3 protein-coding genes and 1 riboswitch are annotated in these 3,104 nt (G+C 49.3%); all 3 genes read left to right on the plus strand.

Features of this window, described 5'->3' with window-relative positions:
* The first annotated feature begins 89 nt into the window (after positions 1-89).
* A riboswitch (Fluoride riboswitch) is annotated at positions 90-164 on the plus strand.
* 105 nt (positions 165-269) lie between these two features.
* Genes U869_RS0127660 through eno form a run of 3 tightly spaced genes read left to right on the plus strand, consistent with a single transcriptional unit; the run spans position 270 to position 2,899 of the window.
* Positions 270-1,172 carry a manganese-dependent inorganic pyrophosphatase gene (locus tag U869_RS0127660; protein WP_025123825.1) on the plus strand — a complete coding sequence of 301 codons (903 nt, stop codon included), beginning with the start codon at positions 270-272 and terminating at the stop codon, positions 1,170-1,172.
* A 3-nt stretch (positions 1,173-1,175) separates the two neighbouring features.
* A complete protein-coding gene (locus U869_RS0127665; RefSeq protein ID WP_025123826.1) occupies positions 1,176-1,604 on the plus strand; it encodes a universal stress protein in 429 nt (142 codons plus the stop codon).
* Between the two features lie 14 nt (positions 1,605-1,618).
* Positions 1,619-2,899, plus strand: a complete 1,281-nt coding sequence (eno, locus tag U869_RS0127670) for a phosphopyruvate hydratase (RefSeq protein WP_025123827.1) — start codon at positions 1,619-1,621, stop codon at positions 2,897-2,899.
* The last annotated feature ends 205 nt before the right edge of the window (positions 2,900-3,104 follow it).

Below are 3,104 nucleotides of genomic sequence, written 5' to 3' on the forward strand. Positions count from 1 at the left end.
CGCCGCAGGCGTGCTACCGTTCTGCCGATTTAGCTCTGGCTGAAAATGCAGGAACTTTTGTTGCGTACATCGCGATTTTCACCTATGATTTTTACTAAGGTGATGGTGTTCCACCTTTCCCAACCGCCGGGCTGTCCAGTCCGGATGATGACGCCTGATATACATTTTTGCTTTTCTCCTTAGGCACGTATCTCAGGTACTCTTATGAAAAAAATTCCTTATAGTCATTCGTTACTGCATTGCTCACCTTATTTTTTAAAGGTGTCGCTATGATTTATGTTTTTGGTCATCAAAACCCCGACAGCGACAGTATCTGTAGTGCACTTGTCACCGCGGACTGGTTAACCATGCTTGGAAAGTCTGCAACCCCATTTCGGCTGGGCGAAATCGCCCCTGAAACTGCCTTCATTTTACAGCAGGCTGGCGTTGCCCCCCCTCGATTGCTTGACGAAAATCTGAGTGGAAAGCAGGTCTGGCTGGTCGACTTTACCGATGCGGAGCAAGGGCCACCTTCTTTAGCTCTCAGCAATATTGTTGGCATCATTGACCATCACAGGCTGGGTACCGTTATGACACAAAACCCACCGGACATATGGATACGCGCCGTCGGTTGTTGCGCCACTATTCTCTGGCACATCCTTTCCTGTGAAAACCAACTGAGTATTTCTACCTCTCAGGCTACCCTGATGTTAGGGGCAATTATTAGCGATACAGTTGCCCTCAGCTCACCAACGACGACCGTGCATGATATTGCCGCCGTAAAGGCTTTAATCCCCATCAGCAAGCTCAACTATGACCATTTTGTTAAGGGGCTACTGGCTGCCAAAACCGATATCCGGGGGCTGAACCCCCACACCCTTCTCATGAAGGATGCCAAGTGCTACCAGATTAACGGCCTGTCGGTGCTGTTGTCACAAATTGAAGTTGCGAGCATGTCCGAAGTCGATTCAGTTCTGTCCGACCTTTTAACATCGCTTGAGGAAGAATGTCAGTCCGGCGGGATTGATATTGCAGCGTTTGCTGTCACCGATATTTTTCAAAAAAACTCAACGTTATATTTCTCAGAGAATAATGCGCTCAGCTTAGTGAGTTTGTCCCTGCCCGGGATTATCAGCAGGAAAAAGGACATACTGCCGTGGTTAACGAGTGCTCTTTCAACGTCCCGGAGGTAATCAATGCCAATGTATAAACATGCTCTCATATTGCTCAGCGATGAGTCGGACGGCCAGTTTCTGCTCCAGAGTGTTGCTCAAAATTTTCATGAGCAAGGAACGGCGATCACCCTTGGCCACCTTATTACAGACTACCGGGAGTTAGACATTGCCTCTGACGGATTAACTAAAGACCGGCAGTCGGCTGAAATTATTGCGGCCAAAGGCATGCTGAGCCGGTTGGTAGAAACAGTGAGCTTTCCTGTGGATGTCAAAGAAATCGTAACCATCAGCCGTTTCAGGGATGTCGAAACCTGCGTCACCGGGGCGGGCATTGATCTGGTAATTATGGGGCACAAAAATAGGCTGTTCGGGATGATCTCTTCCCATTCAATTGAATTCATTAACCACCTGACCGTCGATGTATTGATTAAACATATTATTACTCACTGATACCCGAGGTTTATATGAGCTTTATTATTGAGAAAATCGTTGCCCGTGAAATCCTGGACTCACGGGGTAACCCGACGATAGAAGTCGATGTCACAACCCAGTGTGGTGCGATGGCAAGAGCCTCAGTCCCTTCCGGAGCCAGTACCGGTTCGCGTGAGGCCATTGAGCGCCGCGACAGTGACAAATCACGCTTTGGCGGAAAGGGTGTTCTCAACGCTATTGAAAGCGTTAATTCCGAAATTTTTGACAGCCTTAAAGGGCATGATGTGCGTGATCAGCGTGGCATCGATAACATCATGATTGCTCTGGACGGAACGGACAACAAAGCACGTCTGGGGGCAAATGCTATTTTGGGCGTGTCACTGGCCGTATCGCGACTGGCGGCTCAGCTATCCCATACGCCTTTGTACCGCTACCTTGGGGGGATCGGCGCTACCCTTCTACCGGTACCCTGCATGAACATTATTAACGGAGGAGTTCATGCCCGCGGGCAGGGGGCTGACTTTCAGGAATACATGATAGCCCCTTGCGGAGCACCAACATTCAGGGAAGCTGTGCGCTGGGGAAGTGAAGTGTATCAGGCTCTTCGCCTGGTTCTTCTTGAGAAGGGGCTGTCTACCGGTGTGGGGGATGAAGGCGGTTTTGCACCGGCTGTTTCGTCAAATCGTGAGCCGCTGGAGCTGATTGTGCTGGCCATTGAGAAAGCCGGATACAGCCCTGGTGAAGACATTATGATCTGTATGGATCCGGCCTCAAGTGAATTTTACCGGGACGGAAAATATCATCTGAACACAGAAAATGCTGAGCTGACCTCAGAGGAAATGACTAACTACTATCAGACGCTGGTGAAAAACTTCCCGATAGCCCTGATTGAAGACGGTCTCGCTGAGGATGACTGGACGGGATGGAAATTTCTGCATGATACGCTAGGGGAGCAGGTGGAACTGGTCGGGGACGATCTGTTTGTGACCAATGTGAAGTATATCCAGCGTGGTATCGATGAAAATCTTGCCAACGCCGTATTGATTAAACTCAACCAGATTGGTTCCCTGAGTGAAACCTTTGACGCGGTTCAACTCTGTCATGACAATAACTGGGGTGCATTTATTTCTCACCGCAGCGGTGAAACGGTGGACAGCTTTATTGCCGATATGACAGTAGCCATGCGTGCCGGCCATCTTAAAACAGGAGCGCCGTGTAGGGGTGAGCGTATCGAAAAATATAACCAGCTCATGAGAATTGAGGATGAGCTGGGCGCATCTGCTCAATTTGCCGGAAAGTCTGCCTTTAAATGATCTTATTTTGTCAATAACCCCGGCTTACACGTCGGGGTTATTCAGGGGGTGTGATGAAAGCTAACGTTTTTATTATTTCTATGCTTACTGACATTGTCGTCACCTACGCGATGTTACTCCTTGGTTGCGCGTTCACCGGTAGAACGCTACCCACCGTAGGCGTTGTCATTCTGTCACTTATTGGTAAGCACCCCGTGAAGGACGT

This window comes from Serratia sp. H1w (assembly GCF_000633355.1).
Lineage (GTDB): Bacteria > Pseudomonadota > Gammaproteobacteria > Enterobacterales > Enterobacteriaceae > Chania.

Excerpts from the sequence above, each read along its gene's own strand:
- U869_RS0127660 (WP_025123825.1), top strand. The coding sequence starts at position 270 with ATGATTTATGTTTTTGGTCATCAAAACCCCGACAGCGACAGTATCTGT.
- U869_RS0127665 (WP_025123826.1), top strand. The coding sequence starts at position 1,176 with ATGCCAATGTATAAACATGCTCTCATATTGCTCAGCGATGAGTCGGAC.
- eno (WP_025123827.1), top strand. The coding sequence starts at position 1,619 with ATGAGCTTTATTATTGAGAAAATCGTTGCCCGTGAAATCCTGGACTCA.